Annotated in this window: 34 protein-coding genes; 33 read left to right on the forward strand and 1 reads right to left on the reverse strand. The window is 55.7% G+C overall.

Annotated elements, in window-relative coordinates; genetic code table 11:
* Positions 1-52 precede the first annotated feature (52 nt).
* The 33 genes from rpoC to rplQ all read left to right on the forward strand — a co-directional run bounded on the left by rpoC (position 53) and on the right by rplQ (position 22559).
* Positions 53-4267 carry a DNA-directed RNA polymerase subunit beta' gene (gene rpoC / locus ACP86_RS13055; RefSeq protein WP_008174840.1) on the forward strand — a complete coding sequence of 1405 codons (4215 nt, stop codon included), beginning with the start codon at positions 53-55 and terminating at the stop codon, positions 4265-4267.
* A gap of 167 nt (positions 4268-4434) precedes the next feature.
* A complete protein-coding gene (rpsL, locus tag ACP86_RS13060) occupies positions 4435-4809 on the forward strand; it encodes a 30S ribosomal protein S12 (protein WP_008174844.1) in 375 nt (124 codons plus the stop codon).
* A gap of 114 nt (positions 4810-4923) precedes the next feature.
* Complete coding sequence (gene rpsG, locus ACP86_RS13065) at positions 4924-5394, forward strand: 30S ribosomal protein S7 (RefSeq protein ID WP_008174847.1); 471 nt, start codon at positions 4924-4926, stop codon at positions 5392-5394.
* Between the two features lie 18 nt (positions 5395-5412).
* Positions 5413-7518 carry an elongation factor G gene (fusA, locus tag ACP86_RS13070; RefSeq protein WP_008174849.1) on the forward strand — a complete coding sequence of 702 codons (2106 nt, stop codon included), beginning with the start codon at positions 5413-5415 and terminating at the stop codon, positions 7516-7518.
* A 35-nt stretch (positions 7519-7553) separates the two neighbouring features.
* On the forward strand, positions 7554-8750 hold the full coding sequence (tuf, locus tag ACP86_RS13075; RefSeq protein WP_008174851.1) for an elongation factor Tu: 1197 nt from the start codon (positions 7554-7556) through the stop codon (positions 8748-8750).
* Between the two features lie 186 nt (positions 8751-8936).
* Complete coding sequence (gene rpsJ / locus ACP86_RS13080) at positions 8937-9248, forward strand: 30S ribosomal protein S10 (RefSeq protein ID WP_004580743.1); 312 nt, start codon at positions 8937-8939, stop codon at positions 9246-9248.
* Positions 9249-9324: 76 nt separating this feature from the next.
* A complete protein-coding gene (gene rplC / locus ACP86_RS13085) occupies positions 9325-9963 on the forward strand; it encodes a 50S ribosomal protein L3 (protein ID WP_008174858.1) in 639 nt (212 codons plus the stop codon).
* Positions 9964-9974: 11 nt separating this feature from the next.
* Positions 9975-10580, forward strand: coding sequence for a 50S ribosomal protein L4 (rplD, locus tag ACP86_RS13090; protein WP_008174860.1), 606 nt, complete (start codon positions 9975-9977; stop codon positions 10578-10580).
* The gene (gene rplW / locus ACP86_RS13095; protein ID WP_008174862.1) at positions 10577-10870 is read left to right on the forward strand and encodes a 50S ribosomal protein L23; all 294 of its coding nucleotides are present in this window, start codon (positions 10577-10579) and stop codon (positions 10868-10870) included. Before rplD ends, rplW begins: the two co-directional genes overlap by 4 nt.
* A 17-nt stretch (positions 10871-10887) precedes the next feature.
* On the forward strand, positions 10888-11715 hold the full coding sequence (gene rplB / locus ACP86_RS13100) for a 50S ribosomal protein L2 (RefSeq protein ID WP_008174864.1): 828 nt from the start codon (positions 10888-10890) through the stop codon (positions 11713-11715).
* A gap of 23 nt (positions 11716-11738) precedes the next feature.
* Positions 11739-12014, forward strand: a complete 276-nt coding sequence (gene rpsS, locus ACP86_RS13105) for a 30S ribosomal protein S19 (RefSeq protein WP_007154011.1) — start codon at positions 11739-11741, stop codon at positions 12012-12014.
* 16 nt (positions 12015-12030) lie between these two features.
* Positions 12031-12363, forward strand: coding sequence for a 50S ribosomal protein L22 (gene rplV / locus ACP86_RS13110; RefSeq protein ID WP_008174870.1), 333 nt, complete (start codon positions 12031-12033; stop codon positions 12361-12363).
* Between the two features lie 11 nt (positions 12364-12374).
* A complete protein-coding gene (gene rpsC / locus ACP86_RS13115) occupies positions 12375-13058 on the forward strand; it encodes a 30S ribosomal protein S3 (protein WP_008174872.1) in 684 nt (227 codons plus the stop codon).
* Positions 13059-13070: 12 nt separating this feature from the next.
* Positions 13071-13484, forward strand: a complete 414-nt coding sequence (gene rplP / locus ACP86_RS13120; protein ID WP_008174875.1) for a 50S ribosomal protein L16 — start codon at positions 13071-13073, stop codon at positions 13482-13484.
* Positions 13484-13675: a 50S ribosomal protein L29 gene (gene rpmC, locus ACP86_RS13125; RefSeq protein WP_008174877.1), complete on the forward strand. Its 192-nt coding sequence runs from the start codon at positions 13484-13486 to the stop codon at positions 13673-13675. Before rplP ends, rpmC begins: the two co-directional genes overlap by 1 nt.
* Before the next feature lies 1 nt (position 13676).
* Positions 13677-13943, forward strand: a complete 267-nt coding sequence (gene rpsQ, locus ACP86_RS13130) for a 30S ribosomal protein S17 (protein ID WP_008174879.1) — start codon at positions 13677-13679, stop codon at positions 13941-13943.
* An 18-nt stretch (positions 13944-13961) separates the two neighbouring features.
* Entirely contained in the window at positions 13962-14330 is a 369-nt protein-coding gene (gene rplN, locus ACP86_RS13135) for a 50S ribosomal protein L14 (protein ID WP_007154005.1), read from the forward strand.
* Between the two features lie 17 nt (positions 14331-14347).
* A complete protein-coding gene (gene rplX / locus ACP86_RS13140) occupies positions 14348-14668 on the forward strand; it encodes a 50S ribosomal protein L24 (protein WP_053114299.1) in 321 nt (106 codons plus the stop codon).
* Positions 14669-14683: 15 nt separating this feature from the next.
* On the forward strand, positions 14684-15223 hold the full coding sequence (rplE, locus tag ACP86_RS13145; RefSeq protein ID WP_008174883.1) for a 50S ribosomal protein L5: 540 nt from the start codon (positions 14684-14686) through the stop codon (positions 15221-15223).
* 12 nt (positions 15224-15235) lie between these two features.
* On the forward strand, positions 15236-15541 hold the full coding sequence (gene rpsN / locus ACP86_RS13150) for a 30S ribosomal protein S14 (protein WP_008174884.1): 306 nt from the start codon (positions 15236-15238) through the stop codon (positions 15539-15541).
* An 88-nt stretch (positions 15542-15629) separates the two neighbouring features.
* Positions 15630-16022 carry a 30S ribosomal protein S8 gene (gene rpsH, locus ACP86_RS13155; protein WP_008174886.1) on the forward strand — a complete coding sequence of 131 codons (393 nt, stop codon included), beginning with the start codon at positions 15630-15632 and terminating at the stop codon, positions 16020-16022.
* 9 nt (positions 16023-16031) lie between these two features.
* Positions 16032-16565 carry a 50S ribosomal protein L6 gene (gene rplF / locus ACP86_RS13160; RefSeq protein ID WP_008174888.1) on the forward strand — a complete coding sequence of 178 codons (534 nt, stop codon included), beginning with the start codon at positions 16032-16034 and terminating at the stop codon, positions 16563-16565.
* A gap of 9 nt (positions 16566-16574) precedes the next feature.
* The gene (rplR, locus tag ACP86_RS13165) at positions 16575-16922 is read left to right on the forward strand and encodes a 50S ribosomal protein L18 (protein WP_041644927.1); all 348 of its coding nucleotides are present in this window, start codon (positions 16575-16577) and stop codon (positions 16920-16922) included.
* 12 nt (positions 16923-16934) lie between these two features.
* On the forward strand, positions 16935-17435 hold the full coding sequence (gene rpsE / locus ACP86_RS13170; RefSeq protein ID WP_008174892.1) for a 30S ribosomal protein S5: 501 nt from the start codon (positions 16935-16937) through the stop codon (positions 17433-17435).
* A 4-nt stretch (positions 17436-17439) separates the two neighbouring features.
* Positions 17440-17628 carry a 50S ribosomal protein L30 gene (gene rpmD, locus ACP86_RS13175; protein WP_012139786.1) on the forward strand — a complete coding sequence of 63 codons (189 nt, stop codon included), beginning with the start codon at positions 17440-17442 and terminating at the stop codon, positions 17626-17628.
* A 1-nt stretch (position 17629) separates the two neighbouring features.
* Positions 17630-18064: a 50S ribosomal protein L15 gene (gene rplO / locus ACP86_RS13180; RefSeq protein ID WP_014575962.1), complete on the forward strand. Its 435-nt coding sequence runs from the start codon at positions 17630-17632 to the stop codon at positions 18062-18064.
* Positions 18065-18081: 17 nt separating this feature from the next.
* A complete protein-coding gene (gene secY / locus ACP86_RS13185) occupies positions 18082-19404 on the forward strand; it encodes a preprotein translocase subunit SecY (RefSeq protein ID WP_008174899.1) in 1323 nt (440 codons plus the stop codon).
* A gap of 30 nt (positions 19405-19434) precedes the next feature.
* The gene (gene rpmJ, locus ACP86_RS22140) at positions 19435-19548 is read left to right on the forward strand and encodes a 50S ribosomal protein L36 (protein ID WP_008174902.1); all 114 of its coding nucleotides are present in this window, start codon (positions 19435-19437) and stop codon (positions 19546-19548) included.
* Between the two features lie 140 nt (positions 19549-19688).
* Entirely contained in the window at positions 19689-20045 is a 357-nt protein-coding gene (gene rpsM, locus ACP86_RS13190) for a 30S ribosomal protein S13 (protein ID WP_014575963.1), read from the forward strand.
* Positions 20046-20058: 13 nt separating this feature from the next.
* Positions 20059-20448, forward strand: coding sequence for a 30S ribosomal protein S11 (gene rpsK / locus ACP86_RS13195; RefSeq protein WP_007153992.1), 390 nt, complete (start codon positions 20059-20061; stop codon positions 20446-20448).
* An 18-nt stretch (positions 20449-20466) separates the two neighbouring features.
* The gene (gene rpsD, locus ACP86_RS13200; RefSeq protein ID WP_053114301.1) at positions 20467-21087 is read left to right on the forward strand and encodes a 30S ribosomal protein S4; all 621 of its coding nucleotides are present in this window, start codon (positions 20467-20469) and stop codon (positions 21085-21087) included.
* A gap of 35 nt (positions 21088-21122) precedes the next feature.
* A complete protein-coding gene (locus tag ACP86_RS13205) occupies positions 21123-22127 on the forward strand; it encodes a DNA-directed RNA polymerase subunit alpha (RefSeq protein ID WP_008174911.1) in 1005 nt (334 codons plus the stop codon).
* Positions 22128-22160: 33 nt separating this feature from the next.
* Entirely contained in the window at positions 22161-22559 is a 399-nt protein-coding gene (rplQ, locus tag ACP86_RS13210; protein ID WP_008174913.1) for a 50S ribosomal protein L17, read from the forward strand.
* 203 nt (positions 22560-22762) lie between these two features.
* Here rplQ and uvrA read toward each other — a convergent pair whose 3' ends face one another.
* Positions 22763-25603, reverse strand: a complete 2841-nt coding sequence (gene uvrA, locus ACP86_RS13215) for an excinuclease ABC subunit UvrA (protein ID WP_053114303.1) — start codon at positions 25601-25603, stop codon at positions 22763-22765.
* Positions 25604-25624 lie beyond the last annotated feature (21 nt).

The raw sequence follows: 25624 nt of genomic DNA on the forward strand, positions 1-25624 counted from the left end.
GCGGGCACGACCAGTGCCCGCCCGAGATTAACGCCATCCGGAGCTTTTACTGATGAAAGATTTGCTGAATCTTCTCAAGAGCCAGAACCAAAGCAAGGAATTCGACGCCATCCGTATTGGCCTGGCGTCGCCTGACATGATCCGTTCCTGGTCCTTTGGCGAAGTGAAGAAGCCTGAGACCATTAACTACCGTACCTTCAAGCCGGAGCGCGACGGTCTTTTCTGTGCCAAGATCTTCGGCCCGATCAAGGACTACGAGTGCCTGTGCGGTAAATACAAGCGCCTCAAGCATCGCGGTGTTATCTGCGAGAAGTGTGGCGTTGAGGTTGCGCTGGCCAGTGTCCGCCGTGAGCGGATGGGCCACATCGAGCTGGCCAGCCCGGTCGCGCACATCTGGTTCCTGAAGTCACTGCCGTCCCGTATCGGTCTGATGCTGGACATGACCCTGCGCGATATCGAGCGGGTCCTGTACTTCGAGTCCTTTATTGTTATCGATCCGGGGATGACCACCCTGGAGAAGGGCCAGCTGCTGAACGATGAGCAGTACTATGAAGCCCTGGAAGAATTCGGTGACGAGTTCGACGCCCGCATGGGTGCCGAAGCGGTCAAGGAGCTCCTTGAAGGTATTGACCTGCAGGAAGAGGTCGATGCCCTACGTGAGGAGATTCCGCAGACCAACTCCGAAACCAAGATCAAGAAGTTCAGCAAGCGTCTGAAAATTCTTGAGGCGTTCCTGTATTCCGGCAACAAGCCAGGCGACATGGTCATGACCGTGCTGCCGGTGCTTCCGCCGGATCTGCGCCCGCTGGTACCGCTGGACGGTGGCCGCTTCGCGACCTCTGATCTGAACGATCTTTACCGTCGGGTGATCAACCGGAACAACCGTCTCAAGCGCCTGCTGGAGCTGAACGCTCCGGATATCATCGTGCGTAACGAGAAACGGATGCTGCAGGAAGCCGTTGACGCGCTGCTGGACAACGGACGCCGTGGCCGGGCCATTACCGGCACCAACAAGCGCCCGCTGAAGTCCCTGGCTGACATGATCAAGGGTAAGCAGGGTCGTTTCCGTCAGAACCTGCTTGGTAAGCGTGTGGACTACTCCGGTCGTTCAGTGATCGTGGTCGGTCCGTACCTGCGCCTGCACCAGTGTGGTCTTCCAAAGAAGATGGCACTGGAATTGTTCAAGCCGTTTATTTTCTCCAAGTTGGAGCACCGCGGCCTGGCGACCACCATCAAGGCCGCCAAGAAGATGGTCGAGCGCGAGGAAGGCGTGGTCTGGGATATCCTGGACGAAGTCATCCGTGAGCATCCGATCATGCTGAACCGTGCGCCGACCCTGCACCGTCTGGGTATCCAGGCGTTCGAGCCGGTTCTGATCGAAGGCAAGGCGATCCAGCTGCATCCGCTGGTATGTGCGGCCTACAACGCCGACTTTGACGGCGACCAGATGGCGGTTCACGTACCGCTGACCCTGGAAGCCCAGCTCGAAGCCCGTGCGCTGATGATGTCCACCAACAACGTGCTGTCGCCGGCCAACGGCGAGCCGATTATCGTGCCGTCCCAGGACGTGGTACTCGGCCTGTACTACATGACCCGTGAGCGCAAGAGCGCCCTGGGTGAGGGTATGGTGTTTGCCGACGTCAAAGAGGCGCATCGTGCCTACGGCGCTGGCAAGGTCGACCTTCAGGCGATCGTCAAGGTTCGCGTGAAGGAAGTGGCGATTGCCGAAGATGGCTCCCGTACCGAGCAATACAAGATTGTTGATACCACGGTTGGTCGTGCTCTGCTGTTTGACATCGTGCCTGATGGCCTGTCCTACGAGCTGGTCAACAAGCCGATGGTCAAGAAGGCAATCTCTAACCTGATCAACACCTGCTACCGTGATGCCGGTCTGAAAGACACCGTCATCTTCGCGGATCAGTTGATGTACATGGGTTATCACTACGCGACCGTTTCCGGTATCTCTATTGGTTTCAACGATTTCGAGATTCCGCCGGAGAAGTACGAGCTGGTTGATGCCGCATCCGCTGAGGTGAAGGATATCGAAACCCAGTACGCATCCGGTCTGCTGACCCAGGGCGAGAAGTACAACAAGGTTATCGACATCTGGTCACGTGCCAACGATAAAGTTTCCAAAGCCATGATGGAGCGTCTGGCGAAGGAGCAGGTTATCGGGCCTGACGGACAGCCGGTGAAGGGCGAGGACGGCGAATACCTGATGCAGGAGTCGTTCAACTCGGTTTACATGATGGCCGATTCCGGCGCCCGGGGTTCCGCGGCCCAGATCCGTCAGCTGGCCGGTATGCGTGGCCTTATGGCCAAGCCGGACGGCTCTATCATCGAAACGCCGATTACTGCGAACTTCCGTGAAGGTCTGAACGTACTCCAGTACTTCATCTCCACTCACGGTGCCCGTAAGGGTCTGGCGGATACCGCTCTGAAGACCGCGAACTCCGGTTACCTGACCCGTCGTCTGGTAGACGTCTCCCAGGATCTGGTCGTTACCGAGCCTGACTGTGGTACCGACGAAGGTCTGCTGATGACGCCGCACATCGAAGGTGGCGACGTTGTAGTACCGCTGGGTGACCGGGTTCTGGGTCGTGTGACCGCCCGTGATGCGTTTACTCCGACCGACAAGGACAACGCCGTTATCGAAGCCGGCACTCTGCTGGACGAGAAGGCCGTTGAAACCCTCGAGCGGGCCGGTGTGGATGAAGTCTGGGTTCGCTCTGCGATCACCTGTGAAACCCGCCACGGTATCTGCTCCAAGTGCTACGGCCGTGATCTGGCCCGTGGTCACGAGGTTAACGTCGGTGAAGCTGTGGGCGTTATCGCTGCGCAGTCCATCGGTGAGCCGGGTACCCAGCTGACTATGCGTACCTTCCACATTGGTGGTGCGGCCAGCCGGGCGTCCGCGGTGGACAATATCCAGGTCAAGCATGGCGGTACCGTCCGTCTGCACAATATGAAGTCGATCGAGAAGGCCGACGGTACTCTGGTGGTGATTTCCCGTTCCTCCGCGTTGGCCATTGCCGATGACCAGGGTCGTGAGCGTGAATGGTACAAGCTGCCATACGGTGCTGTTCTATCCGTCAAGCACGGTGATGCGGTTGAAGCGGGCGTTGTGGTTGCCAAGTGGGATCCGCACACCCACCCGATCATCGCCGAGGCTGGTGGTACCGCGAAATTCGTCAACATGGACCAGGGCATCACTGTCCGCACCCAGACCGACGAATTGACGGGCCTGTCCACCATGGAGGTCATCGACTCCAAGGAGCGTCCTGCAGCTGGTAAGGACATTCGTCCTGCGATCCAGCTCATTGATGAGAAGGGTGAAGAAGTGGAGCTGCCAGGTGGCGGTACTGCGATCTTCTTCCTGCCGGCAAACGCTCTGGTCACCATGGCCAACGGTGCGCGGATCGAACTGGGTGACGTGGTAGCACGGATCCCGCAGGAAAGCTCCAAGACCCGGGATATCACCGGTGGTCTGCCGCGGGTTGCCGACCTGTTCGAGGCCCGTCGTCCGAAGGAATCCTCCATCCTGGCTGAAATCAGCGGTATGGTCTCGTTCGGCAAGGAAACCAAGGGCAAAAAGCGTCTGGTTATCACACCGAAGGATGGGGATGCTTACGAAGTTCTGATTCCGAAGCACCGTCAGCTCAACGTCTTCGAAGGCGAGACCGTTGAGAAGGGTGAGGTAATCTCGGACGGTCCGTCCAACCCGCACGATATTCTGCGTCTGCTGGGTGTGGTTGAACTGGCCAAGTACATCACCAACGAAATCCAGGACGTTTACCGGCTGCAGGGTGTTGTCATCAACGATAAACACATTGAGGTTATCGTTCGTCAGATGCTGCGGAAGGTGGAAATCACCGATCCCGGCGATACCACTCTGCTCTCCGGCGACCAGGTGGAAATCACCCAGGTGCTGGAAGAAAACGAGAAGGCCGATGCCGCCGACAAAGAGCCTGCACGGTTCGAGCGTCTGCTGCTGGGTATCACCAAGGCTTCCCTGGCCACCGAGTCGTTCATTTCTGCGGCTTCGTTCCAGGAAACTACCCGGGTACTCACCGAAGGTGCGGTTACCGGTAAGCGTGATTACCTGCGCGGCCTGAAGGAAAACGTTGTGGTTGGTCGACTGATTCCGGCCGGTACCGGTCTGGCATACCACAACGAGCGTCGTCGCAAGCGTGACCTGGAAGAGCAGGGCGTAACCGCGGCCGACGTGGAAGAAGCTCTGAGTGCCGAGCTCAACCGCGAAAGCTGAGTTGGGACGACGCGCCGCCTCCGGGTAGTTACCTACCCGAGAGGTGGTCAAAAAGAGACCAGTCATCTTGACTGTCCGGGGGCGCAGGCTTACACTTGCGTCCCTTAAATTTTACCCCCTGCACAGGGGGTAAGTTTCATTGATATGGTTTTTTGGAGTTTGCTTACATGGCAACGATTAATCAGTTGGTGCGTAAGCCTCGTAAGCGCAAGGTAGCCAAGAGCGATGTTCCTGCTCTCCAGGCCTGCCCTCAGCGCCGTGGTGTGTGCACTCGTGTGTATACCACAACGCCGAAGAAGCCGAACTCAGCACTGCGTAAAGTGTGCCGTGTTCGTCTGACCAACGGCTACGAGGTTTCCTCATACATTGGTGGTGAAGGTCACAACCTTCAGGAGCACAGTGTTGTGCTTATCCGTGGCGGTCGAGTAAAAGACCTTCCGGGTGTGCGCTATCACACTGTTCGCGGAACGCTGGACACCCAGGGTGTACAGAACCGTAAGCAGGGCCGCTCCAAGTACGGTGCAAAACGACCCAAGTCCTGATGTCCCGAGCGGGTGTCTTTTATCGTTGCTTGTCAGAACGGTAAGAGTAAGGCTGAGTAGCATTTGCTATCTCAGGGGTTCCTGAAGACCTTTTAGATATATAAGGGCTTATCGATGCCTAGAAGAAGAGTTGCAGCTAAACGGGAAATTATCCCGGATCCGAAATTCGGCAGTGCACGTCTTGCCAAGTTCATCAACCACGTGATGGAAAGTGGCAAGAAGTCTACCGCAGAGCGCATTGTTTACGGCGCTCTGGACATTGTTGCCGAGAAATCCAAAGAAGAGCCGATCGACATGTTCGAGAAGGCCCTGGAGAACATCCAGCCGATGGTTGAGGTTAAGTCCCGTCGTGTTGGTGGTGCTACTTACCAGGTGCCTGTCGAAGTACGGCCTTCCCGTCAGAACGCGTTGGCAATGCGCTGGCTCGTAGAATATTCACGGAAGCGCGGTGAGAAGTCCATGGCTCAGCGTCTGGCTGGTGAAATCCTGGACGCCGCTGACAGCAAAGGCTCCGCTGTTAAGAAGCGTGAAGATGTTCACCGCATGGCAGAAGCCAACAAGGCGTTCTCTCACTTCCGTTTCTAATCAGCCGAGGTTTATACAGTGGCACGCAAGACTCCTATCAAGCGTTACAGAAACATTGGTATTTGTGCGCACGTTGATGCGGGCAAAACCACGACCACCGAGCGGGTACTGTTCTATACAGGTATTTCCCACAAGATCGGTGAAGTTCATGATGGTGCAGCTACCATGGACTGGATGGAGCAGGAGCAGGAGCGTGGTATTACCATCACCTCTGCTGCGACTACGACATTCTGGCAGGGTATGGACAAGCAGTACCCGGAGCACCGGATCAACATCATCGACACCCCGGGGCACGTTGACTTCACTATCGAAGTAGAGCGCTCCCTGCGCGTACTCGACGGTGCGGTTGTCGTGTTCTGTGGTTCCTCCGGTGTTGAGCCGCAGTCCGAGACTGTATGGCGTCAGGCCAACAAGTACGAAGTTCCCCGCATGGTGTTCGTCAACAAGATGGACCGTGCCGGTGCAAACTTCCTGCGCGTCGTCGAGCAGATCAAAAAGCGTCTCGGTGCGAACTGCGTTCCCATCCAGTTGCCGATCGGTGCTGAAGACAACTTCGCCGGTATCGTTGACCTGATCCGGAACAAGGCTATCTACTGGAACGAAGCTGACTCTGGCGCAACTTACGAGCAGAAAGACGTTCCCGCGGAAATGGAAGACGAAGTCGCCATGTACCGCGAGCAGATGGTTGAAGCTGCTGCAGAAGCCAACGAAGAGTTGATGGAAAAGTACCTCGAAGAGGGTGAGCTCTCCATCGACGATATCAAGAAGGGTCTGCGTATGCGTACCCTGGCGAACGAGATCGTTGTTGCTACCTGTGGTTCTGCGTTCAAGAACAAGGGTGTCCAGGCGGTTCTGGATTCCGTTATTGAGTTCCTGCCGGCGCCGGACGAAGTCAAGGCCATCCGTGGTGAAGTTGACGAAGACGGTACCGAGGAGCTTCGTGAGGCGGATGATGATGCGCCGTTCGCGGCACTGGCGTTCAAGATCGCCACAGACCCGTTTGTGGGCACGCTGACCTTCTTCCGGGTTTACTCCGGTAAGCTTGAGTCCGGTAATGCCGTTTACAACTCGGTCAAAGGCAAGAAAGAGCGCGTCGGTCGTATGGTTCAGATGCACTCCAAGGATCGCCAGGAAATCAAAGAAGTACTGGCGGGCGACATCGCTGCTGCGATCGGCCTGAAGAGCGTGACCACCGGTGACACCCTGTGCGACGAGAATCACAAGATCATTCTCGAGCGCATGGAATTCCCGGAGCCGGTAATCTCCGTTGCTGTTGAGCCGAAGTCCAAGGCGGACCAGGAAAAGATGGGCGTTGCCCTGGGTAAGCTGGCTCAGGAAGATCCGTCGTTCCGCGTTCGTACCGACGAAGAATCCGGTCAGACTATCATCTCTGGCATGGGTGAGCTTCACCTGGACATCATCGTTGACCGTATGCGTCGCGAGTTCAAGGTAGAGGCGAACATCGGCAAGCCGCAGGTGGCCTACCGTGAGCGCATTCGCAAGTCGGTAGACGTCGAAGGCAAATTCGTGCGTCAGTCTGGTGGTCGTGGTCAGTATGGTCACGTCAAGATCAAGCTTGAGCCGTTGCCGCTGGATGATGAAGATGGCGAAAACTTTATCTTCGTGAATGAGATTGTTGGTGGTGTTGTTCCCAAGGAATACATCCCGGCAGTTCAGCAGGGTATTGAAGAGCAGATGCAGAACGGCTGTCTGGCCGGTTATCCGCTGCTGCGTATCAAGGCAACCCTGTACGACGGTTCCTACCACGACGTCGACTCGAACGAGATGGCCTTCAAGGTCGCTGGTTCCATGGCAATGAAGAAGGGTGCCCTCGAGGCGAACCCGGCACTGCTCGAGCCGATCATGCGTGTTGAAGTTGTGACGCCGGAAGATTACATGGGTGATGTTGTGGGCGACCTGAACCGTCGTCGCGGCGTTATCCAGGGCATGGACGAAGGTCCTGCCGGTAAGGTCATCCGTGCAGAGGTTCCGTTGTCGGAAATGTTCGGTTACGCCACCGACCTGCGTTCTGCAACGCAAGGCCGGGCGTCCTATGCGATGGAGTTCTCTGGTTATTCAGAGGCGCCTTCGAACATTGCCGAAGCGATCATTAAAAAGGGTTGATCCCCAGGACTTAAGAAACAGGAAGAGGTGTAACCGTGTCTAAATCTAAATTTGAGCGTAATAAGCCGCACTTGAACGTAGGCACCATTGGTCACGTTGACCATGGTAAAACCACTTTGACTGCTGCCCTGACCCGTGTATGTCACGAAGTTTGGGGTACAGGCTCTGCGAGTGCCTTCGACCAGATCGATAACGCACCGGAAGAGAAGGCGCGTGGTATTACCATTGCGACTTCCCACGTTGAGTACGATTCCCCGAATCGCCACTACGCTCACGTAGACTGCCCGGGCCACGCTGACTATGTGAAGAACATGATCACTGGTGCAGCGCAGATGGACGGCGCGATCCTGGTTTGCTCCGCAGCTGACGGCCCCATGCCGCAGACCCGTGAGCACATCCTGCTGTCCCGTCAGGTTGGCGTACCTTTCATCGTTGTGTTCCTGAACAAAGCGGACATGGTAGACGATGAAGAGCTGCTCGAGCTGGTTGAGATGGAAGTTCGTGACCTGCTGAGCCAGTACGACTTCCCGGGTGACGACACTCCGATCATCACCGGTTCTGCGCTGATGGCGCTGGAAGGCAAAGACGACAACGAGATGGGTACTACCGCTGTTAAGAAGCTGGTAGAAGCTCTGGATGACTACATCCCCGAGCCGGAGCGTGCGATCGATCAGCCGTTCCTGATGCCGATCGAGGACGTCTTCTCTATCTCTGGTCGTGGTACTGTTGTGACCGGCCGTGTTGAGCGTGGCGTTATCAAGACTGGTGACGAAGTGGAAATCGTTGGTATCAAGGATACCGTGAAGACCACTTGTACTGGTGTTGAGATGTTCCGCAAGCTGCTGGACGAAGGTCGTGCCGGTGAGAACATTGGTGCGCTTCTGCGTGGCACCAAGCGTGACGACGTTGAGCGTGGTCAGGTTCTGGCGGTTCCGGGTTCCATCACTCCGCACACCAAGTTCGAGTGCGAAGTGTACGTACTGTCCAAAGAAGAAGGCGGCCGTCATACTCCGTTCTTCAAGGGCTATCGTCCGCAGTTCTACTTCCGTACCACCGATGTAACCGGTTCTTGCGAACTGCCGGAAGGTGTGGAAATGGTTATGCCGGGTGACAACGTCAAGATGAGTGTTACCCTGATTGCTCCGATCGCCATGGAAGATGGCCTGCGCTTCGCGATTCGTGAAGGCGGCCGTACCGTTGGTGCCGGCGTAGTCTCCAAGATCATCGAGTAATCTGCTCGTTTGATCAGGAAAAAAGGGGCTGATTCTTCAGCCCCTTTTTCTGTTTCAGCCGCAAAGCCAGCCTGACCCGGTCAACCAGTATTGCTGTTGACAGGGTTGGGTATTATGCATACAATGCGGCTCCTTTTTTTGAAGGTCGGCTAACTAGTAGCTGCTACGAGTGGAGTTTGGTGCATCATGCAAAGCCAAAAAATTCGAATCCGGTTGAAGGCGTTTGATTATCGCCTGATCGACCAGTCCACGCAGGAGATCGTCGATACCGCCAAGCGGACCGGCGCTCAGGTGCGTGGCCCTATCCCTCTGCCGACGCGGAAGGAAAAGTACACCGTATTGATCTCTCCGCACGTCAACAAGGACGCGCGCGATCAGTATGAAATTCGTACGCATAAGCGTTTGCTCGACATCGTTGAGCCGACGGAAAAGACAGTAGATGCTCTGATGAAACTGGACCTGGCAGCAGGTGTAGACGTTCAGATCAGCCTCGGCTAATACCGCCCGGTATTAGTCTGTGTAACTGTCATAAGGCCATAGAGGGTGAGAGCCCCGTACACTTAAGAGGTGAAACATGGCAATTGGTGTTGTCGGTCGTAAGGCCGGTATGACCCGTATTTTTACGGAAGATGGGCAGGCGCTGCCCGTAACGGTAATTGAGGTTGAGCCCAACCGCATTACCCAACTGAAAACTCTTGAAAGCGATGGCTACCGCGCCGTTCAGGTGACTGTCGGTACTCGTCGTTCCTCTCGTGTTACCAAGAGCGAAGCGGGCCACTTTGCCAAGGCGGGTGTTGAAGCCGGTCGTGGTATGTGGGAATTCCGTCTTGCCGATGGCGAAGGTGAGGATCTGGCCGCCGGTGGCGAGATTACGGCTTCTGTATTCGAAGACGGTCAGGTGGTAGATGCCATCGGCCAGTCCAAGGGTAAGGGCTTCCAGGGCGGTGTTAAGCGCTGGAACTTCTCCATGCAGGATGCCACTCACGGTAACTCTCTGTCTCACCGTGCTCCGGGTTCCATTGGTCAGAACCAGACTCCGGGCAAGGTATTCAAGGGCAAAAAGATGGCGGGCCAGATGGGTAATGCTCAGGTAACTGTGCAGAACCTGAAAATTGTCCGTGTCGACGCCGAGCGCAACCTGCTGCTGGTAAGTGGTGCCGTTCCCGGCGCAACTGGCGGCGATGTTGTCATCAAGCCTGCAGTTAAAGCCTGAGGAGCGGTGCGATGGAATTGACTATTACAGGTAGCGGCAAGGGAATTTCTGTTTCCGACGCTGCATTCGCCAAAGATTTTAACGAGTCGCTGGTTCACCAGGTAGTGACTGCCTACATGGCAGGCGCCCGCCAGGGTACCAAGGCTCAGAAAACGCGTTCCGAAGTAAGCGGTGGCGGTAAGAAGCCATGGCGCCAGAAGGGCACCGGTCGTGCCCGTGCCGGTACTATCCGTAGTCCGATCTGGCGCTCCGGTGGCGTTACCTTTGCAGCCAAGCCTCGCGGCTTTGAGCAGAAGGTAAACCGCAAAATGTACCGCGCAGCGATGCGCTCCATTTTTTCCGAGCTGGTTCGCCAAGAGCGTCTGGTTGTTGTTGACGACATGAACGTTGACAGCCCGAAGACCAAGGCATTCAACGCCAAGCTGAAGGATATCGGTGTGACCAATGCGCTGATTCTGTCCGACAACGTCGAACAGAACCTGCATCTGGCCTCACGCAACATTCCGCACGTTGACGTGCGTGATATTGCCGGTCTGGATCCGGTTAGCCTGGTTGCCTTCGAGAAGGTCGTTGTGACCGTTCCCGCTCTGAAGAAGATCGAGGAGATGCTGGGATGAATCAGGAACGTATTTACAAGGTCCTGCTTGGGCCGCACGTATCGGAAAAAGCGTCTCTGGCAGCAGAGCGTGGTCAGGTAGTGTTTCGTGTAGCACCTGATGCCACCAAGCCCGAGATCAAAAAAGCCGTTGAGCAGCTGTTCAACGTCACCGTAGAAGGTGTTCAGGTTCTGAACCGTAAGGGTAAGCTCAAGCGCACTATCCGCGGGTTCGGCAAGCGTAATGACATTCGTAAGGCTTACGTAAAGCTGGCAGAAGGTCAGGACATCGATTTTCTGGATGTGGAATAAGGTAAAGGGGTCGTAATATGCCGATCGTCAAAACCAAACCAACATCTGCCGGACGCCGTCACGTTGTAAAGCTTTACAACCCGGATCTGCACACTGGGCGCCCCTACGAGCCGTTGGTAGAAAGAAAGAACAAGACGGGTGGTCGTAACAATGTAGGCCGCATCACAACCCGTCACACGGGTGGTGGCCACAAGAAGCACTACCGTGTCATCGATTTCAAGCGGACCAAAGATGGTATCCCGGCGACTATTGAGCGCCTGGAATATGATCCGAACCGCTCTGCGCACATTGCACTGTTGAAGTATGCCGATGGCGAGCGTCGTTACATCATCGCTCCCAAGGGTATGCAGATCGGTGATCCTGTGCGCTCCGGTATCGACGCGCCAATCAAGGTGGGTAGCACGCTGCCGCTCCGGAATATTCCGGTCGGTTCTGTGATCCACTGCGTCGAACTCAAGCCTGGCAAAGGTGCACAGCTGGCTCGCTCTGCGGGCGCATCCGTACAGCTGGTTGCCCGGGAAGGTGCTTATGCCACCATCCGCCTGCGCTCAGGTGAAATGCGTAAGGTGCTTGTTGACTGTCGCGCAACGTTGGGTGAAGTGTCCAACAGCGAACACAGCCTCAAGCAGCTTGGTAAAGCGGGTGCATCACGTTGGCGCGGCAAACGGCCAACAGTACGTGGTGTTGCTATGAACCCAGTTGACCACCCACATGGTGGTGGTGAAGGGCGTACCTCTGGCGGGCGTCACCCGGTTACTCCGTGGGGTGTTCCGACCAAAGGGCATAAGACTCGTAAGAACAAGCGTACTGACAAAATGATAGTACGTCGTCGTTCGGCCAAGTAAACGACTACATAGAGGTAATTGCTGTGCCACGTTCTTTGAAGAAAGGTCCTTTTATAGACCTGCATCTGTTGAAGAAGGTCGAGGCAGCTCTGGAAGCTAACGACAAGCGGCCGATCAAAACCTGGTCCCGCCGGTCGACAGTCTTTCCGGAGATGGTAGGCCTGACCATTGCAGTCCACAACGGCAAGCAGCACGTGCCGGTTTATGTCACCGAAGATATGGTTGGACATAAGCTGGGTGAGTTCGCGGCAACGCGTACTTATCGTGGTCATGCGGCCGACAAGAAAGCTAAACGCTGATTCTGAGGTAATCAAAATGGAAGTAGCAGCCAAGTATAAGGGCGCTAACCTCTCAGCTCAGAAAGCACGTCTTGTCGCTGACCAAGTACGTGGCAAGGCTGTTGAGGATGCCCTGAACATTCTGACTTTCAGCCCGAAGAAGGCGGCGGTCGTGATCAAGAAAGCTCTTGAGTCCGCCATCGCCAACGCTGAGCATAACGAAGGTCTGGACGTTGACGAACTGCGGGTTTCCACCGTGATGGTGGATGAGGGTCCGACGCTCAAGCGAATCAAAGCTCGAGCCAAGGGGCGCGCTGACCGTATTTTCAAGCGCACCTGCCATATCACCGTCAAGGTCGCCGACAAGTAGGAGATGCTCAGATGGGTCATAAAGTAAATCCAACCGGCATTCGCCTGGGTGTGATCAAAGAGCACAACTCAGTCTGGTATGCCGACAAAAAGGAATACTCCAAGAACCTGCTGAATGATATTCAGGTTCGCGAGTTCCTCGACAAGCGTCTGGTTAAGGCGTCTGTCAGCAAGATTGTGATCGAGCGCCCTGCTCAGAACGCCCGTATCACGATCCATACTGCCCGTCCCGGTATTGTTATCGGTAAGAAGGGTGAAGATGTTGATCGTCTGCGTCGCGAAGTCAGCGACATGATGGGTGTGCCTGTGCACATCAACATCGAAGAAGTCCGCAAGCCGGACCTCGATGCCCGCCTGGTAGCGCAAAACGTTGCCGGCCAGCTGGAGCGTCGTGTGATGTTCCGTCGCGCTATGAAGCGTGCGGTCCAGAACGCCATGCGCCAGGGTGCCAAGGGTATCAAGATCCAGGTTGGCGGTCGTCTCGGGGGTGCTGAAATCGCGCGTTCCGAGTGGTATCGCGAAGGTCGTGTTCCGCTGCACACACTGCGTGCAGATATTGATTACGCAACCTACGAAGCGCATACCACTTACGGCGTAATCGGCGTCAAGGTATGGATCTTCAAAGGTGAGATTCTTGGTGGTATGGAGCAGGTCCGTGCTGACAAGAAAGCCTCTGGGAAGAAAGGTTCTAAGTAAAGGGGCACTCTTATGCTGCAACCAAAACGCACCAAATTCCGCAAGGTAATGAAAGGCCGTAACACCGGTCTTGCTCACCGCGCCAACAAGGTGAGCTTCGGTGAATACGGATTGAAGGCTACGAGCCGTGGGCGTATAACTGCGCGCCAGATTGAGGCAGCGCGTCGTACCATGACTCGTCGCATCAAGCGGGGCGGTAAGATCTGGATTCGGGTATTCCCGGACAAGCCGATCACCGGTAAGCCGCTTGAAGTTCGAATGGGTAAAGGTAAGGGTTCTGTCGAGTATTGGGTGGCTGAAATCCAGCCTGGCCGTATGCTCTACGAGATGGAAGGTGTTTCCGAGGAAATCGCTCGTGACGCATTCACTCTTGCGGCGGCCAAACTGCCGGTACAGACCACCTTTGTAACGAGGACGGTGATGTGATGAAAGCAACAGAGCTGCGTGAAAAGTCAGTCGAGGAGCTGAACAAAGAGCTGATCGACCTCCTGAAGGAGCAGTTCAACCTGCGCATGCGTAAGGCGACAGGTCAGCTGAATCAGTCTCACCTTCTCGGCAAGGTGAAGCGCGACATCGCTCGCGTGAAAACAGTATTGAACGAAAAGGCAGGACAGTGACATGACCGAAGCTACCCAAACTGCCAGAACTCTGAGCGGCAAGGTCGTGAGCAACAAGATGGAGAAGTCCATCGTGGTGCTGGTCGAGCGTCAGGTGAAACACCCGCTGTACGGTAAGTACATGAAGCGTTCAACCAAGATCCACGCTCACGATGAGAGCAATCAGTGCAACATCGGTGACACTGTGACCATTCAGGAAACCCGTCCGGTCTCCAAGACCAAGAGCTGGGCCCTGGTGGAAGTCACTGAACGTGCATCCAAGGTGTAATTCGCCCGGAGAACAACCATGATTCAGACTCAAACAATGCTTGAAGTCGCGGATAACAGCGGTGCGCGTCAGGTGATGTGCATCAAGGTCCTGGGCGGTTCACATCGGCGTTATGCCAGCGTAGGGGATATCATCAAGGTGACCGTCAAGGAAGCCATCCCCCGCGGTAAAGTGAAGAAAGGCCAGGTCCTGAAAGCTGTCGTGGTACGCACCCGCAAGGGTGTTCGCCGTCCCGACGGTTCGCTGATCCGTTTCGACGGAAACGCGGCGGTACTTCTGAACAATCAGGACGCACCGATTGGTACCCGTATCTTCGGACCGGTTACCCGTGAACTGCGTAATGAAAAGTTCATGAAGATTATCTCACTGGCACCCGAAGTACTTTAAAGGACCAGAGGCCGGTTATGAAAAAGATCAAACGAGATTACGAAGTAATCGTCACCACGGGGAAAGATAAAGGCAAACGTGGTAAAGTCCTGAAGGTTCAGGACGATGGCCGCATGGTGGTTTCTGGGATCAATATGATCAAGAAGCACACCAAGCCGAACCCGATGCTGGGCTCCCCAGGTGGCATCGTCGAAAAAGAAGCACCTATCCAGGCTTCCAACGTGGCTATTTTTAATCCGCAGACCGGCAAAGCCGATCGTGTAGGCTTCCAGATCAAGGAAGACGGCGCGAAAGTGCGGATCTTCAAGTCCACGAATGAAGCTGTCGATAACCAGTAAGCGGTGGTGGTTACGATGCTTAACATGAAAGAGCAGTACAGTAAGGAAGTGGTACCCGCCCTGCAGAAAGAGTTCAGCTACAAGAACATCATGCAGGTGCCGCGTATCGAAAAGATCACCCTTAACATGGGTGTCGGCGAAGCGGTTGGTGACAAGAAGCTGATTGAGAATGCTGTGGCGGATCTCGAGCGCCTGGCAGGTCAGAAAGCGGTTGTTACCAAGGCTCGTAAATCCGTCGCGGGTTTCAAAATCCGTGAAGGTTGGCCTATCGGTTGTAAAGTTACCCTGCGCGGCGAGCGTATGTGGGACTTCTTTGATCGTCTGGTTCACATTGCGGTTCCCCGCATTCGTGACTTCCGCGGTCTGAATCCCAAATCGTTCGACGGTCGCGGTAACTACAGCATGGGTGTGCGTGAGCAGATCATTTTCCCCGAGATCGAGTACGACAAAGTCGACAAGATCCGTGGTCTGGATATCACCATTACCACCACTGCCGGTACCGACGATGAAGGTCGCGAACTGTTGAAAGCCTTTGGCTTTCCGTTCAAGAAATAAGGAACGAGTGTAATGGCTAAGGTTTCCATGAAAAACCGTGAGCTCAAGCGCGAAAAGACCGTTGCGAAGTTTGCAGCGAAGCGTGCCGAGCTCAAGGCGATTATCAAGAACCCGAATACCAGCGATGATGACCGTTGGGACGCACAGATGAAGCTTCAGCAGCTTCCTCGCGATGCTTCTCCTTCGCGTCTTCGTAATCGTTGCCAGGTGACTGGTCGTCCCCACGGCGTTCTGCGCAAGTTTGAGCTGTCACGGATCAAACTCCGTGAATACGGCATGCGCGGTGACGTTCCGGGCCTGACCAAGGCAAGCTGGTAAGATAGGCACCCTGACCTCGGTCGGGTGCCTGTTGGTAAGCGGTGCGGCAAGCCGCTGCACAACTAAAAAGATCAGGAGCCTCATACCAATGAGTATGCAAGACACGCTTGCGGATATGTTTACCCGTATCCGTAATGCACAGATGGCATCGAAAGCAGACGTTACGATGCCGTCTTCAAAAATGAAGATCTCCGTAGCCCAAGTCCTCAAGGACGAAGGTTACGTCGACGATTTCTCCGTTTCAGCCGACGCGAAGCCCGAGCTGACGATTACTCTGAAATACTTCGGTGGCAAGCCGGTTATTGAAGAGATCAAGCGGGTCAGCCGTCCGAGTCTGCGCCAGTACAACGGCGCTGGGGAACTGCCGAAAGTATCCGGTGGTCTGGGAGTCGCGATTGTCTCAACGTCCAAGGGCGTTATGACAGACCGCGCCGCACGAGCTGCTGGCGTGGGTGGCGAAGTCATCTGCACCGTATTCTAGGAGATACACATGTCCAGGGTTGCCAATAATCCTGTCGTGCTGCCTTCCGGTGTTGAGGTTAAGCTGAACGGACAGGAAATTAGTGTGAAGGGCTCCAAGGGAGCGCTTCAAATCACCATTCACCAGGCGGTTGAAGTAAAGCAGGAAGAAAATGTTCTGCGCTTTGCGGCCCGCGATGGTGCTACCAAGTCCCGCGCTCTTGCTGGTACTACTCGTGCACTGGTCAACAACATGGTGACCGGTGTTTCCACAGGCTGGGAACGTAAACTCCAGCTGACGGGCGTAGGTTACCGTGCCCAGGCGCAAGGTAAGAAGCTCAATCTGACTCTGGGTTTCTCACACCCGGTCGAGTATGAGCTGCCCGAGGGGATTACCGCAGAAACTCCGTCCAATACGGAAGTTGTAATTCGCGGTATCGACAAGCAACAGGTTGGCCAGGTCGCTGCGGAAGTCCGCGCGTTCCGTCCGCCCGAGCCTTATAAGGGCAAGGGTGTTCGTTATGCGGATGAGCAGGTCAGACGCAAAGAAGCCAAGAAGAAATAAGGCGGGACTATGAGCGCGAATACTGAAAGATTGCGTCGCGCACGCAAAGTGCGCATGAAGATCCGTGAACTGGGTACCAATCGTCTGTGCGTTCACCGCACACCGCGTCACATGTACGCCCAGGTCACAACTGCAGACGGCAGCAAGGTGCTGGCTTCTGCCTCCACGTTGGATAAGGAACTGCGCCAGGGTGCAACCGGTAACGTGGACGCTGCCAAAAAGGTCGGTCAGCTGATCGCTGAGCGTGCCAAGGCAGCAGGTGTAGAGCAGGTTGCTTTTGACCGCTCCGGTTACCGTTATCACGGCCGTATTCAGGCTCTGGCCGACGCAGCCCGTGAAGCTGGCTTGCAATTCTAAGAGGTGGAGAAGATGAGCGTTAACGAACAGAAGGCGCCTGAGCTCCAGGAAAAGCTGGTTCAGGTCAATCGTGTCGCCAAGGTTGTTAAAGGTGGCCGTATTTTCGCCTTCACCGCACTGACTGTAGTGGGTGATGGTAAAGGTCGCGTTGGTTTCGGTCGTGGCAAGGCGCGTGAAGTGCCGGTTGCCATCCAGAAGGCCATGGAAGCTGCACGCAAGAACATGGTAGAAGTTCCGCTTGACGGTACTACCCTGCAATACCCGGTCAAGGCTCAGCATGGCGGCTCCAAGGTCTACATGCAGCCTGCGTCCGAAGGTACTGGTATCATCGCCGGCGGTGCGATGCGCGCAGTACTGGAAGTGGCGGGTGTTCAGAACGTACTGTCCAAGTGTTACGGGTCTACCAACCCGGTGAACGTGGTACGTTCCACCATCAAGGGTCTCCAGGCAACTCAAGCGCCTGAAGATATTGCAGCCAAGCGCGGTAAGACCGTGGAAGAGATTCTGGGTTGAAGTCATGGCGAACGCAAAAACGATCAAAGTAACTCTGACCCGCAGCCCCATCGGCTGCCAGCCCAAGCACAAGTTGTGTGTGAAGGGCCTGGGTCTTCGTAAAATCGGTCACACCGTGGAAGTGGAAGATACCCCTTCCATCCGCGGCATGATCAACCGGGTTGATTACCTGGTTCGGGTTGAGGAGAACTAAGATGCGTCTGAACGAACTTAGTCCGGAACCCGGTTCACGCCAGGCCCCCAAGCGGGTCGGTCGTGGTATCGGTAGCGGTCTCGGTAAAACCGGCGGTCGTGGTCACAAGGGTCTGAAAGCCCGCTCCGGCGGCAGTGTAGCGCCCGGTTTCGAGGGTGGTCAGCAGCCGTTGGCCCGTCGTCTGCCGAAGTTTGGCTTCACCTCCCGTCAGCAGCGCTACGTTGCTGAAATTCGCCTGAACGAGTTGGCGAAGGTTGAAGGCGATGTGGTGGATCTGGAAGCCCTGAAAAAGGCAGACATTATTCGCGGAGAGATTCGCGAAGCCAAGGTTATCATGTCCGGCGAACTGAGCCGCGCGGTAACTGTGAAGGGACTTCGGGTAACCAAAGGCGCGCGCGAGGCAATTTCTGCCGCGGGTGGTAAAGTCGAAGACTAAGGCGAGTCGAGGACTAAATGGCCAAGAACGCATCATTGCCTGCGGGCGCGGGTAAAGGACTGGCAGAGCTGCGATCGCGGCTCTGGTTTGTCTTCCTGGCATTGCTGGTGTACCGGATTGGTGCCCACATTCCGGTGCCGGGTATCAACCCCGACCGTCTGGCGGCACTGTTTGAACAGAACCAGGGCACAATCCTGAGCATGTTCAACATGTTTTCCGGTGGTGCGCTTGAGCGCATGAGTATCTTCGCTCTCGGTATCATGCCGTACATTTCGGCCTCTATCATCATGCAGCTCATGACTGCGGTTAGTCCGCAGCTTGAGCAGCTGAAGAAAGAAGGTGAGGCTGGCCGTCGAAAGATCAGCCAGTACACACGGTATGGTACGGTTATCCTGGCCCTGGTTCAGGGTTTCGGTATTTCTGTCGGTCTGGCATCTCAGGGTGTCACTTTCAATGACAGCTTCAGCTTCCACTTTGTGGCGGTTGTGTCATTCGTGAGTGGTGCCGTGTTCATGATGTGGCTTGGCGAGCAGATCACCGAGCGGGGTGTTGGTAACGGCATCTCCCTGCTGATCTTCGCCGGTATCGTCGCCGGGCTTCCCGGTGCGATCGGTCAGACGCTCGAGCAGGCCCGAAATGGTGAGATGAGCCTGCTTGTCGTACTCGGTATTGGTGTTCTTGCGGTTGCTGTTATCGGCTTCGTGGTCTTCATGGAGCGCGGGCAGCGCAGGCTGACAATCAATTACGCCAAGCGGCAACAGGGTCGCCGGGTGTTCGCCCAGCAGTCCAGTCACCTTCCCCTGAAGGTAAATATGGCCGGTGTTATTCCGCCCATCTTTGCGTCTTCCATTCTGCTCTTCCCGGCTTCGCTGGGGCAGTGGTTTGGTCAGGGTGAGGGTATGGAATGGCTGAGCGATGTATCCCAGGCCCTGGCGCCGAGCCAGCCGTTGTACATTATCCTGTTTGCAGCAGCAGTGGTTTTCTTCTGCTTCTTCTATACAGCCCTGATGTACAACCCGAAGGAAGTTGCGGATAACCTCAAGCGCTCTGGAGCGTTTATTCCGGGCATTCGTCCTGGTGATCAGACTGCCAAGTATATCGATGGTGTTCTGACCCGTCTGACGCTGTTCGGTGCAATGTACATTGCAGCAGTTTCCCTGTTCCCTCAGTTCCTGATGGTGGCCGGGAATGTACCGTTCTATCTGGGTGGTACCTCTCTGCTGATTGTTGTAGTCGTGGTGATGGATTTCATGGCGCAGGTTCAGTCGCACCTGATGTCCCATCAGTATGAATCGCTGATGAAGAAGTCCAATCTCAAGGGCTATGGTCGGAACGGTTAATCCCGTTCCCCTTGAAAACTGGAGTCGACAATGAAAGTACGCGCTTCGGTAAAGAAAATTTGCCGTAACTGCAAAGTAATTCGTCGCAATGGCTCGGTACGAGTCATTTGCTCGGAGCCTCGTCACAAGCAACGCCAGGGTTGATTCCGAGAGGAATCGTTCCTGACATTGTAGGGTTTCGGAATGATGGCGCTTGACTACATGCGGGGTCAGGCGCTATTATTTCGCGCCCTTTTTGTGGCGGAAAATTCACACAGCAAAGCTTTGAACGCGGAGTAATTTGGATGGCACGTATAGCCGGTGTCAATATACCCGATCACAAACATGCTGTTGTCTCGCTGACCTACATCTTTGGTGTTGGCAAGACCACAGCCCAGAAGCTTTGCGATGCAACCGGCGTCAAGCCGGACGTCAAGGTCAAAGACCTTAGCGACGAGCAGCTTGAAGCACTTCGTACTGAAGTGGGCAAGGTGTCTGTCGAAGGCGATCTGCGTCGTGAAGTACAGATGAACATCAAGCGTTTGAAGGATCTCGGATGCCACCGTGGTCTGCGTCATCGTCATGGCCTTCCGGTCCGTGGCCAGCGCACCAAGACCAACGCACGCACCCGTAAAGGTCCACGCAAACCTATTCGTAAGTAACAGGTAGGCAAACATGGCAAAGCCAGGTACACGTACCCGTAAAAAGGTGAAAAAGACGGTTGTTGATGGCGTCGCGCACATTCACGCGTCCTTCAACAACACTATCGTGACCATTTCTGACCGTCAGGGCAACGTCCTGTCCTGGGCCACTTCTGGTGGTTCCGGTTTCCGTGGGTCACGCAAGAGTACACCTTTTGCTGCGCAGGTAGCAGCTGAAAGAGCCGGTAATGCGGCTGCTGAATACGGCCTTAAAAACCTGGACGTAGAGGTTAAGGGTCCTGGGCCCGGACGTGAGTCTGCAGTTCGCGCGCTGAATGCGTGTGGCTACAAGATCACCAACATCACAGATGTGACGCCGATTCCCCACAACGGCTGTCGTCCGCCCAAGAAGCGCCGCGTCTAACACAGGAGACAGTGAATTATGGCTCGTTATATAGGCCCGAAGTGCAAGCTGTCTCGTCGTGAAGGGACAGATCTTTTTCTGAAGAGCGGTGTTCGCGCGCTCGATTCCAAGTGCAACATCGAGACTCCGCCGGGTATGCACGGCGCGCGTCGCGGTCGTCTGTCCGAGTACGGCGTACAGCTTCGTGAGAAACAGAAAGTTCGTCGTATCTACGGCGTTCTCGAGAAGCAGTTCCGCAACTATTACAAAGAGGCCGCCCGAGGCAAAGGTGCAACTGGTGAAAACCTGCTGCAACTGCTGGAAGGTCGTCTCGATAACGTTGTATACCGCATGGGCTTTGGTTCTACCCGTGCAGAAGCCCGTCAGCTCGTCTCTCACAAGGCGATCCTGGTCAACGACAAGACGGTTAATATTCCGTCCTACCAGGTCCGGCCGGGTGATGTTGTGAGCGTGCGTGAAAAGGCGAAGAACCAGCTGCGTGTGAAAGGCGCACTGGATCTGTCTGCAAGCCGTGCACCGGTGAGCTGGGTAGAGGTCGACGCCAACAAGATGTCCGGCGTTTACAAGTCAGTACCCGAGCGTACTGAACTGCCGGCCGACATCAACGAGAACCTCATCGTCGAGCTTTACTCCAAGTAAAGCCCAGTTAGCAACGATAGCAGATAGGGGCGTCTATGCAGCGTTCAGTACATGAGTTATTGACACCTCGTACCATTGACGTGAAGGAATCAAGCGCCACACGTGCCAAGGTTACGCTTGAGCCTCTGGAAAGGGGCTTTGGCCATACCTTGGGCAGTGCACTGCGCCGGATTCTCTTGTCTTCGATGCCGGGCTGCGCCGTGACTGAAGCGCAGATTGACGGTGTCCTGCACGAGTACAGCGCCATTGAGGGTGTCCAGGAAGACGTCATTGAGATTCTTCTGAATCTCAAAGGCGTTGCCGTAAAAATGAACGGTCGGGACGATGCCGAGCTTACGCTCAGCAAGAAAGGCCCGGGCGTTGTGACAGCCGGTGATATCAAGCTGGATCATGACGTCGAGATTGCCAACCCGGAGCACGTGATCTGTCACCTTAGCGAGAATGGTGAAGTGAACATGCGCCTCCGTGTTGCACGCGGTCGCGGCTATGAGCCGGCGGACCAGCGCGGTCTTGACGAGGACGAAACTCGCGCCATCGGACGCCTGCAGCTGGATGCAACATTCAGCCCGGTTCGTCGTGTGGCTTACGCCGTGGAAAGTGCACGGGTAGAGCAGCGGACCGATCTGGATAAGCTGGTTATCGACCTGGAGACCAATGGCACCATCGACCCGGAAGAAGCAATTCGCCGGGCGGCCACCATCCTCCAGCAGCAACTGGCGGTGTTTGTCGATTTCGATCATGAGAAAGAGCCCGAGCGCGTTGAGGAGGAGGAAGAAATTGATCCGATCCTGCTGCGTCCGGTTGATGATCTGGAATTGACAGTGCGTTCAGCTAACTGCTTGAAGGCTGAGAACATTTACTACATCGGCGATCTTATCCAGCGCACAGAAGTTGAGCTGTTGAAGACGCCTAACCTTGGTAAAAAGTCGCTGACCGAGATCAAGGACGTTCTGGCGTCCCGTGGTCTGTCACTGGGCATGCGTCTTGATAACTGGCCGCCGGCTAGCCTTCGTGGCGACGACCGGGTTCTGGGCGGTTAATCGCCGATTAGTTTAAGGTAAGGAATCAGAGCAATGCGTCATCGTAAGAGTGGTCGTAAGTTCAGCAGGACCAGTGCGCATCGCAAGGCCATGTTCCGTAACATGACTGCGTCACTGGTTGAACACGAGCTGATCAAAACAACGCTGCCGAAAGCCAAAGAGCTTCGTCGGGTAGCTGAGCCTTTGATCACGCTTTCCAAGAATGATTCGGTCGCGAATCGTCGTCTGGCGTTCTCACGCCTGCGTGACGATGCAGCGGTTGCCAAGCTGTTTGACGAGCTTGGTCCTCGCTACAACGAGCGTCCGGGTGGATACCTTCGTATCCTGAAGTGCGGCTTCCGTGCTGGCGACAATGCCCCTATGGCATTCGTTGAGCTGGTCGGTCGTCCTCTGGATATCGAAGCTGAAGAGGTGGACGAAGACGAGGATTAATTCCCTCGGCTTTGGCCAACCACAAAAAAACCGGGTTCCGCGAGGTTCCCGGTTTTTTTGTGCCTCGTTTGTAGATAACTCGTAGCCTGGAAGTAAGGGGGCTGGCAAGGGGGTGGAGGTTTATTTTCTTTGGAAAAATAACTCGCTGCGCTCAGACATCTTTTTCCGGCAGAAAATAAACCTCCACCCCCTCGCCGACAGAGCTATTCGTTGCCCGCCAATGACTTCGCCAACATTGGCTTCAGATAGCGGCCTGTGTGAGAAGCGGGGTTCTCGGCGACCTCCTCCGGCGTTCCCTCGGCAATGATCTGGCCGCCGCCAGAGCCGCCTTCCGGGCCCAGATCGATAATCCAGTCTGCGGTTTTGATGACATCCAAGTTGTGCTCGATCACGACGATGGTATTACCGTGATCACGTAGGCGCTCCAGTACATTCAACAGCTGCTGAATGTCGTAGAAGTGCAGGCCGGTTGTGGGCTCGTCCAGGATGTAGAGGGTTTTGCCAGTATCCCGTTTGGACAATTCTTTGGCCAGCTTTACCCGCTGGGCTTCGCCGCCCGAGAGCGTCACTGCGCTTTGCCCCAGTCGGATGTAGGAGAGGCCGACATCCATCAATGTCTGTAGTTTGCGGGCCAGGAAAGGCACGGCGTCGAAGAACTCCCGGCCTTCCTCAACAGTCATCTCCAGCACTTCGTTGATGTTCTTGCCCTTGTAGCGCACTTCCAGGGTTTCCCGGTTGTAGCGCTTGCCCTTGCAGACGTCGCAGGGCACGTAGACATCCGGCAGGAAATGCATCTCTACCTTGATCACGCCGTCGCCCTGGCATGCCTCGCATCGACCACCTTTGACGTTGAAAGAGAATCGGCCAGGTTTGTAACCCCGGGAACGTGCCTCCTGTGTTCCGGCAAAGAGTTCACGGATGGGAGTGAACAGGCCGGTGTAGGTGGCGGGATTCGAGCGGGGGGTGCGGCCGATGGGGCTCTGGTCAATGTCGATGACCTTGTCCAGGTGGTCCAGTCCTTTGAGCGACTGGTAGGGGGCATGGTTGAGGCTGGTGGCCTTGTTGAGTTTGGCGGCAGCTACCGGATAAAGGGTGCTGTTGATCAACGTGGACTTGCCAGACCCGGATACACCGGTGACGCAGGTCATGATACCCAGAGGTAAATCGAGCGTAACGTCTTTCAGGTTGTTGCCAGTAGCACCTGACAGGGTCAGTGCTTTTCCGCTGCCTTTGTTGCGCTGTTTCGGGATGGCGATTTCCCGGGTGCCGTTGAGGTATTGCCCGGTAAGTGAATCGGGGTTGTTGATGATCTGTTGCGGTGTGCCCTGGCCGATAACCTTGCCGCCATGAACGCCAGCGCCCGGTCCGATATCAATGACATGATCTGCAGCGCGGATCGCATCCTCATCGTGTTCGACAACAATCACGGTGTTGCCCAGATCCCGGAGATGGGTGAGGGTGGCCAAAAGCCGGTCATTGTCCCGTTGATGCAAGCCGATGGAGGGTTCGTCAAGAATGTACATGACGCCTACCAGCCCGGCGCCGATCTGGCTTGCCAGGCGAATACGCTGCGCTTCACCCCCGGAGAGGGTATCGGCACTTCGTTCAAGCGTGAGGTATTCCAGCCCGACGTTCACCAGGAACTGAAGGCGCTGCCGCACTTCCTTCAGAATTTTTTCGGCTATCTCACCTTTTCGACCCGGTAGCGCGAGGGTTTCGAAGTAATCATGTGCGTCACCCACCGGGAGATGGGTGACATCGGAAATATTGTGCTCTTCGATAAAGACGTGGCGGGCGCTGCGGCGCAGTCGTGAGCCGCCGCATTCTTTGCACGGCTGGGTGCTCAGATTGCGGGCGAGCTCTTCCCGCATGCTCTGTGAGTCGGTCTCGCGGTAGCGCCGTTCAAGGTTAGGCAGAATGCCCTCGAATGGATGTGCCTTCTCCATGATATGGCCACGGGAATTCACATAACGGAATGGGATATCCTCATCGCCCGAGCCGAACAGCAGCACGTTGCGAAAATCCTCGGGGAGATCCGCCCAGGGTGTTTCCAGATCGATGCCGTAGTGATCTGCCACGCTGCCCAGCATCTGGAAGTAGTAGACGGCCCGGCGATCCCAGCCCTTGATGGCGCCGGATGCCAAAGTGGCTTCCGGGTGCTGGACAATTTTTTCGGGATCAAAGAACTGTTTAACACCCAGTCCGTCGCAGGTAGGGCAGGCACCCGCCGGGTTGTTAAAGGAAAACAGTTTCGGCTCGAGCTCGCTCAGGGCATAGCCGCACTGGGTGCAGGCATAACGGGCGGAGAAGGTCTGTTCTTCCCCCTCACCACTCATGGGCGCCACAAGGGCAATCCCGTCAGCCAGGTCAAGGGCGGTTTCGAAACTCTCGGCAAGCCGTTGCTCCAGGCCTGGCTTGACCTTGAACCGATCGACGACCACATCAATCTGATGTTTGCGTTTTTTGTCCAGCGCCGGCACATCGTCGATGTCATAAACCGTGCCGTCCACGCGCAGGCGGATAAAGCCCTGGCTGCGCATGGTTTCGATAACTTGAAGATGTTCGCCTTTCCGATCCCGTATTACCGGTGCCAAGATCATCAGTTTGCTGTCATCTGGCATGGCCACCACCTGGTCCACCATCTGGCTGATGGTCTGCGCTTCCAGGGGTTGGCCGTGGTCGGGGCACCGGGGCTCCCCGGCGCGGGCGAAGAGCAGGCGCAGGTAATCGTAGATTTCTGTGATGGTGCCAACGGTGGAGCGAGGGTTGTGGGAAGTGGACTTCTGCTCAATGGATATCGCTGGCGACAGCCCTTCGATATGGTCCACATCCGGCTTCTCCATCATCGAGAGAAACTGGCGGGCATAGGTAGACAGCGACTCCACATAACGTCGCTGCCCTTCAGCATAGAGCGTATCGAACGCAAGGGACGATTTACCGGAACCGGAGAGGCCGGTAATCACGATCAGTTTGTCCCTTGGCATATCCAGGTCGATGTTCTTCAGGTTGTGGGTTCGTGCCCCTTTGATCTGGATATGGTCCATAACACCTCGCTCGGATAAAAA

Source organism: Marinobacter sp. CP1, from assembly GCF_001266795.1.
GTDB classification, from domain to species: domain Bacteria; phylum Pseudomonadota; class Gammaproteobacteria; order Pseudomonadales; family Oleiphilaceae; genus Marinobacter; species Marinobacter flavimaris.

Coding starts and splice junctions, on each gene's coding strand:
- rpoC (WP_008174840.1), top strand. CDS start 53: ATGAAAGATTTGCTGAATCTTCTCAAGAGCCAGAACCAAAGCAAGGAA.
- rpsL (WP_008174844.1), top strand. CDS start 4,435: ATGGCAACGATTAATCAGTTGGTGCGTAAGCCTCGTAAGCGCAAGGTA.
- rpsG (WP_008174847.1), top strand. CDS start 4,924: ATGCCTAGAAGAAGAGTTGCAGCTAAACGGGAAATTATCCCGGATCCG.
- rpsJ (WP_004580743.1), top strand. CDS start 8,937: ATGCAAAGCCAAAAAATTCGAATCCGGTTGAAGGCGTTTGATTATCGC.
- rplC (WP_008174858.1), top strand. CDS start 9,325: ATGGCAATTGGTGTTGTCGGTCGTAAGGCCGGTATGACCCGTATTTTT.
- rplD (WP_008174860.1), top strand. CDS start 9,975: ATGGAATTGACTATTACAGGTAGCGGCAAGGGAATTTCTGTTTCCGAC.
- rplW (WP_008174862.1), top strand. CDS start 10,577: ATGAATCAGGAACGTATTTACAAGGTCCTGCTTGGGCCGCACGTATCG.
- rplB (WP_008174864.1), top strand. CDS start 10,888: ATGCCGATCGTCAAAACCAAACCAACATCTGCCGGACGCCGTCACGTT.
- rplV (WP_008174870.1), top strand. CDS start 12,031: ATGGAAGTAGCAGCCAAGTATAAGGGCGCTAACCTCTCAGCTCAGAAA.
- rpsC (WP_008174872.1), top strand. CDS start 12,375: ATGGGTCATAAAGTAAATCCAACCGGCATTCGCCTGGGTGTGATCAAA.
- rplP (WP_008174875.1), top strand. CDS start 13,071: ATGCTGCAACCAAAACGCACCAAATTCCGCAAGGTAATGAAAGGCCGT.
- rpmC (WP_008174877.1), top strand. CDS start 13,484: ATGAAAGCAACAGAGCTGCGTGAAAAGTCAGTCGAGGAGCTGAACAAA.
- rpsQ (WP_008174879.1), top strand. CDS start 13,677: ATGACCGAAGCTACCCAAACTGCCAGAACTCTGAGCGGCAAGGTCGTG.
- rplN (WP_007154005.1), top strand. CDS start 13,962: ATGATTCAGACTCAAACAATGCTTGAAGTCGCGGATAACAGCGGTGCG.
- rplX (WP_053114299.1), top strand. CDS start 14,348: ATGAAAAAGATCAAACGAGATTACGAAGTAATCGTCACCACGGGGAAA.
- rplE (WP_008174883.1), top strand. CDS start 14,684: ATGCTTAACATGAAAGAGCAGTACAGTAAGGAAGTGGTACCCGCCCTG.
- rpsN (WP_008174884.1), top strand. CDS start 15,236: ATGGCTAAGGTTTCCATGAAAAACCGTGAGCTCAAGCGCGAAAAGACC.
- rpsH (WP_008174886.1), top strand. CDS start 15,630: ATGAGTATGCAAGACACGCTTGCGGATATGTTTACCCGTATCCGTAAT.
- rplF (WP_008174888.1), top strand. CDS start 16,032: ATGTCCAGGGTTGCCAATAATCCTGTCGTGCTGCCTTCCGGTGTTGAG.
- rplR (WP_041644927.1), top strand. CDS start 16,575: ATGAGCGCGAATACTGAAAGATTGCGTCGCGCACGCAAAGTGCGCATG.
- rpsE (WP_008174892.1), top strand. CDS start 16,935: ATGAGCGTTAACGAACAGAAGGCGCCTGAGCTCCAGGAAAAGCTGGTT.
- rpmD (WP_012139786.1), top strand. CDS start 17,440: ATGGCGAACGCAAAAACGATCAAAGTAACTCTGACCCGCAGCCCCATC.
- rplO (WP_014575962.1), top strand. CDS start 17,630: ATGCGTCTGAACGAACTTAGTCCGGAACCCGGTTCACGCCAGGCCCCC.
- secY (WP_008174899.1), top strand. CDS start 18,082: ATGGCCAAGAACGCATCATTGCCTGCGGGCGCGGGTAAAGGACTGGCA.
- rpmJ (WP_008174902.1), top strand. CDS start 19,435: ATGAAAGTACGCGCTTCGGTAAAGAAAATTTGCCGTAACTGCAAAGTA.
- rpsM (WP_014575963.1), top strand. CDS start 19,689: ATGGCACGTATAGCCGGTGTCAATATACCCGATCACAAACATGCTGTT.
- rpsK (WP_007153992.1), top strand. CDS start 20,059: ATGGCAAAGCCAGGTACACGTACCCGTAAAAAGGTGAAAAAGACGGTT.
- rpsD (WP_053114301.1), top strand. CDS start 20,467: ATGGCTCGTTATATAGGCCCGAAGTGCAAGCTGTCTCGTCGTGAAGGG.
- ACP86_RS13205 (WP_008174911.1), top strand. CDS start 21,123: ATGCAGCGTTCAGTACATGAGTTATTGACACCTCGTACCATTGACGTG.
- rplQ (WP_008174913.1), top strand. CDS start 22,161: ATGCGTCATCGTAAGAGTGGTCGTAAGTTCAGCAGGACCAGTGCGCAT.
- uvrA (WP_053114303.1), bottom strand. CDS start 25,603: ATGGACCATATCCAGATCAAAGGGGCACGAACCCACAACCTGAAGAAC.